Genomic DNA, 4,333 nt, shown 5'->3' with positions numbered 1-4,333 from the left:
GCGTTCAAACACCGTCAGGCCCGCCGTTATAGGGATAGGTGCCGGGCTTGGTGACCTCGCCCAGGATATAGAAGGGACGGAAGGTCAGCACCTCGGCATTGACCCGAGGCTCCTTCAGGTAGCCGTCGCTGAGGGCGGCCTGCACGGCGGTCTGAAACTGGCCCAGGGTCAGGCCGGCGGCCTTGACCTCGCCGATCAGCGGCAAGGACACCAGTCCACTGCCGGTCACGAAGAATTCGCCCGACAGCGACGGCTCGCCATAGACCGTGACCCGAACCTTGTCGCTGGACCCAGCAGATAGTCGAACTGCGAGGCCGGCGTGACGGGGGCCTCGGCGACGGTCGGCGCGACAGGCGGCGGAGTCGCGACCTGAGCGCTGACCGACGACACGCCCAGACCCAGGGTCATCAGACCAAGGGCGGCCGCTAGTCCAAGATTTCGGAGGGATTGAATAACGCTACGCATCGAAAAGGCTCTCACCTTGCGAACAACCTGAAGGGTGACATTGCACGTGGTCAGCGAGCCGACAACCCGCCCAGTCAGTTGGCCGCACCCTTTCGAAACTGGACCAGATGGGGCGGCCCCGCCCCAAGCCGAACCGCCGTCAGGACGCCCGTCGCATAGGCTCCGGTGTCGACATTGATCCGATCGGACCCGACAAAGGCCGCCTCGACGGGCGTATGTCCATGGACGACGGTCATGGGCAGGCCATGGGGCCAGTCGAGAAACTCATTGCGAATCCACAACAGATCCTGGGCGGTCTGGCGCTCCAACGCGACCCCTGGACGCACGCCGGCATGGACAAACAGATAGTCGCCATAGGTGGCGCTCAGCTCCAGCCGCGACAGGAAGAGGCGATGCTTGTCGGGCAGAGCCGCGACAAAGGCCTCGCGCACAGCCTCCCATTGCTCCGGATCGCCGCGACCGCGCGGCCGCGGCAAACCATAGGAGATCAGGGTCTCGCCGCCGCCAAACTCCAGCCAGGCCGGCCCCACGCTCGAGTCCTCGAGGAAGGACAGCAGGGTTTCCTCGTGATTGCCCATCAGCAGACGAATGTCATAGACGCTGTGGGACAGGGCCACGTCCTGCAGCATGATCAAGCGATCAATGACGCCTTTGGTCTGAACGCCGCGGTCGCAATAGTCGCCCAGGAGCACCAGAACCGGGCCATCTTGACGGTCCAGCTGATTATAATCCTCGGCGACCTGGTCCAGCAGGCCGTCGAGAAGATCAAGCTGGCCGTGGACATCGCCGATCGCATAGACGACCCGCCCACCCGCGTCGCGGCCGGGGGAACCCGATCTTGGTTTCGAACCAAAGAGCTTACCAAACATCGTCGCCGCCATGGACCTGGGCCTATCCGCGCCAAGCCGGACCGCCTGATCGCCTAATTGCCCCACACATCTGAAGCTTTCAACGCTCTCCAAGGCGTTTAGCCGCGAGCGTTCCGGTCCGAGCGCCCGCTTCCTTGGTTTGATCGCGTTCGCCGACCAGACCTGATCGCCCCCCTGTCCTGGGGCTGGACAGGCAACAGTTGGTCAAGCCTATGCTCCGCCAAGGCGCGACACACTGCAAATCACGAACGACCAAAGCCTTCGCCACACGCCGAATTTTTGGCAGCGACCGTGCCAAAGCCTGCAGTGATCAGGCGTAGCCGATTTCGATGATTTCAGGCAGAGCAGTGACCAAAATCGCTGCTAATATTGCCTGTGTCTTGTTTTTGGGGGCAAGCGATTTGCGACGGATCAAATACAAGTCGTCACGATTTTGCATCATCCCATCACAAACCGCCTAAGATGGGTGCGTCGCTCTTGCCTCTAAAAAAGCCGGTGTGCGATAGTTAACAGACAATTTGCCGCGGCTCGACCTTAGCGAGCAACTTTGGCTAGCGGTCGGGCCTTTCAGGCCGTAAGACCAGAGCAACGACAGCAGGGGACTAAACCATGACCCGTCATCGATTCGGCGCGATCGCCGCCTGCCTGGCCTTGGGCCTGACTTCAATGGCTCCGGCCGCCGGCATGGCGCAAAGCCCGCCACCCGCGACGGCGGCGTCGTTGCAGGCCTCGATTTCCGCCGCCGCCGCTTCCGCCGCGCGCACCCCCGGCTTCGCCCGGATGTCCCCGGCCCAAAAGCAGGCCACCCTGCAGGCCGCCATCGCCGCCGCACTGGCGGAAAGCGGCGCCTCGCCGACATTGATCGCCGCCGCCCTGATCACCGCGGTGGGCAATGGCACGATCAGCGCCGGCGTCGCGGTTTCGGTCGCCGCGGATGTGTCGCCGCAGATGGCGCAAACGGTGGCCAGCGCGCCGGTCGTGGTCGCTCAGGCCGAAGCCACGGGCCAATCCGTCACCGTCACCAACGTGACCGACGGCAGCGGCAATGTTTCAATTCTGGTCAGCCTGCAGGGCGCAACCACCCCGTCTTCGGGCGACAGCGCCACCGGGTCAACCACGCCCACCGCACCGGCGCCTTACGATCCTTGCGCGGGCGTCATCGGCGCCTATTGCGGCTCTTAGTCAAAAATCTTTCTCGATCAATGTCGTGCCCATTAGGTGGACGGCCCGAAGCGATACTGGGGATAAAGCAATGCGTTTAGTTCTTCTTACTTCGGCCGCGGCGGCCGTTCTGGTCGGCATGCCGATCGCGGCGTCCGCCCAGGATGTCGGCAGCAGCTTCAGCCGTGACAAGAACACCAGCGTCAAGCAGCGCCCGCGTCCCGAATACGAGGCCATGGGTCAAAAGATGGGCGGCTTCACGCTGTACCCGCGCGCGACAGTCGACCTCGTCGCCGATGACAACATCTATGCCGTCGCCGCCGGCGAGACCTCCGACACCATCTGGCGCATCAAGCCGGAAGTGGCCCTGCGCTCCAACTGGTCGCGCCACGCCCTGGGCCTCTACGCCTCGAGCACGGTCTCGCGCTATGCCGACAACAGCGACGAGAACTCCGAGGAATACACGGTCTCCGGCAATGGCCGCGTCGATGTCTCGCGCGGAACCTTCCTGACCGGCAACGCGCAATACCAGTCGCTGATTGAGCCGCGCACCGCCCCGACCTCGCCCTCGGCCTCCGCCGAGCCGGTCAGCTACACCGTCTCGTCGCTCGGCGTCTCGGGCGTCAAGGAATTCAACCGCCTGCGCGCCACCGGCAAGTTGGACACCAAGACCTTCGACTATGACGACGGCACCAAGGTTGGCGGCGGCGTTCTGTCGCAACGCTTCCGGAACCGCGACGAAACCGCCGCCGGCCTGAAGCTTGAATACGCCGTCAGCCCCGATACGGCCCTGTTTGTCAGCGCCGTGCGCAACACGCGCGACTATGTGGCCAACACCCCGGCCGATAATCGCGACTCCGACGGCTATGTGACGACGGTGGGCGCCAATTTCGACCTCTCCCAAGCCCTGCGCGGCGAAGTCGAGGCCGGCTACATGAAGCAGTCCTACGACAACCCCCTGTTCGCCGACATCGACGGCGCCAGCGCCCGGGGTCGGGTCGAGTGGTTCCCCACCGAACTGACCACTGTGAGCATCAACGGCTCGCGCTCGATCGAAGAAGCCACGGCGGCCGGCTCGCAGGGCTTCGTCTCGAGCAATTTCGGCGTCGCCGTCGATCATGAACTGATGCGCAACCTGCTGCTGGGCGCCCAGGCTGGATACGGCAAGGACGACTATGAGGGCGTCGATCGCGCCGACAAGCGTCGCAGCTTCAGCGCTTCGGGCACCTATCTAGTCACCCGCAATGTCGGCGTCGTGCTCGGCTACAGCTACCTGAAGCAGGAATCCACCGGCCTGAACCAAGGCTCGGACTTCACCGACAACAAGGTGACCGGGTCCCTGTCGCTTCAGTTCTAAGTCGTCAAAGCGGCTCAGTATAAACGGCTCTGCGAGTACAGATGAACGCCGCTAGTTTTGAAAATCCCAACGCTCCGGCTCAAGACGCCGGAGCGTTGTCTTTTGACCTGAACGTCGCGATCGCCACGTTCCGGCGTCGCTTCACGCTGTTCGCCGCCGTGGTGGTGGTGGTGCTGGTGGCGGTGGTGCTGTTCACCCTGCAACTGACGCCCCTCTATACCGCCACGGCGCAGGTCATGCTCGACATGCGCAAGGAGCAGGTCACCGACATGAGCGCGGTGTTGTCGGGTCTTCCCGCCGACTCCGCGACCGTCGACACCGAGGTCGAGGTGATGAAGTCTCGCTCCCTGGCCGCCCGGGTGGTCAAGGAGATGAAGCTCGAGCAGGACCCCTACTTCAACAGCGCCCTGCCCCCGGCCAAGGGCGCTAAGACCTGGCTTCCTCGTCTGAAGAAGGCCGCGAGCCCCACCGCCGCCGTCAC

6 protein-coding genes are annotated in these 4,333 nt (G+C 63.9%); 3 read left to right on the top strand and 3 right to left on the bottom strand.

Annotated features, from left to right (window positions below; translation table 11 throughout):
• Window positions 1–4 precede the first annotated feature (4 nt).
• From CSW58_RS10215 to CSW58_RS15805, 3 genes are all read right to left on the bottom strand, one after another.
• Window positions 5–247: a polysaccharide biosynthesis/export family protein gene (locus CSW58_RS10215; RefSeq protein ID WP_369825156.1), complete on the bottom strand. Its 243-nt coding sequence runs from the start codon at window positions 245–247 to the stop codon at window positions 5–7.
• Between the two features lie 292 nt (window positions 248–539).
• Window positions 540–1,334: a metallophosphoesterase gene (locus CSW58_RS10210; protein WP_099447218.1), complete on the bottom strand. Its 795-nt coding sequence runs from the start codon at window positions 1,332–1,334 to the stop codon at window positions 540–542.
• 310 nt (window positions 1,335–1,644) lie between these two features.
• Complete coding sequence (locus CSW58_RS15805; RefSeq protein ID WP_255406576.1) at window positions 1,645–1,773, bottom strand: hypothetical protein; 129 nt, start codon at window positions 1,771–1,773, stop codon at window positions 1,645–1,647.
• A gap of 170 nt (window positions 1,774–1,943) precedes the next feature.
• On the opposite strand from CSW58_RS15805, the gene CSW58_RS10205 reads away from it, so the two are divergent.
• From CSW58_RS10205 to CSW58_RS10195, 3 genes are all read left to right on the top strand, one after another.
• On the top strand, window positions 1,944–2,516 hold the full coding sequence (locus CSW58_RS10205; protein ID WP_099447217.1) for a hypothetical protein: 573 nt from the start codon (window positions 1,944–1,946) through the stop codon (window positions 2,514–2,516).
• 70 nt (window positions 2,517–2,586) lie between these two features.
• A complete protein-coding gene (locus CSW58_RS10200) occupies window positions 2,587–3,852 on the top strand; it encodes an outer membrane beta-barrel protein (protein ID WP_099447216.1) in 1,266 nt (421 codons plus the stop codon).
• A gap of 41 nt (window positions 3,853–3,893) precedes the next feature.
• Window positions 3,894–4,333: Wzz/FepE/Etk N-terminal domain-containing protein (locus CSW58_RS10195; protein WP_236627764.1), on the top strand; the 440-nt coding region annotated here is incomplete at its 3' end.

It is taken from the genome of Caulobacter sp. B11 (assembly GCF_002737765.1).
Taxonomy (GTDB): Bacteria; Pseudomonadota; Alphaproteobacteria; order Caulobacterales; family Caulobacteraceae; genus Caulobacter.
This window is presented reverse-complemented; position numbering and strand designations above follow the sequence as displayed.

Coding starts and splice junctions, on each gene's coding strand:
- CSW58_RS10205 (WP_099447217.1), top strand. CDS start 1,944: ATGACCCGTCATCGATTCGGCGCGATCGCCGCCTGCCTGGCCTTGGGC.
- CSW58_RS10200 (WP_099447216.1), top strand. CDS start 2,587: ATGCGTTTAGTTCTTCTTACTTCGGCCGCGGCGGCCGTTCTGGTCGGC.
- CSW58_RS15805 (WP_255406576.1), bottom strand. CDS start 1,773: ATGCAAAATCGTGACGACTTGTATTTGATCCGTCGCAAATCGCTTGCC.
- CSW58_RS10210 (WP_099447218.1), bottom strand. CDS start 1,334: ATGTTTGGTAAGCTCTTTGGTTCGAAACCAAGATCGGGTTCCCCCGGC.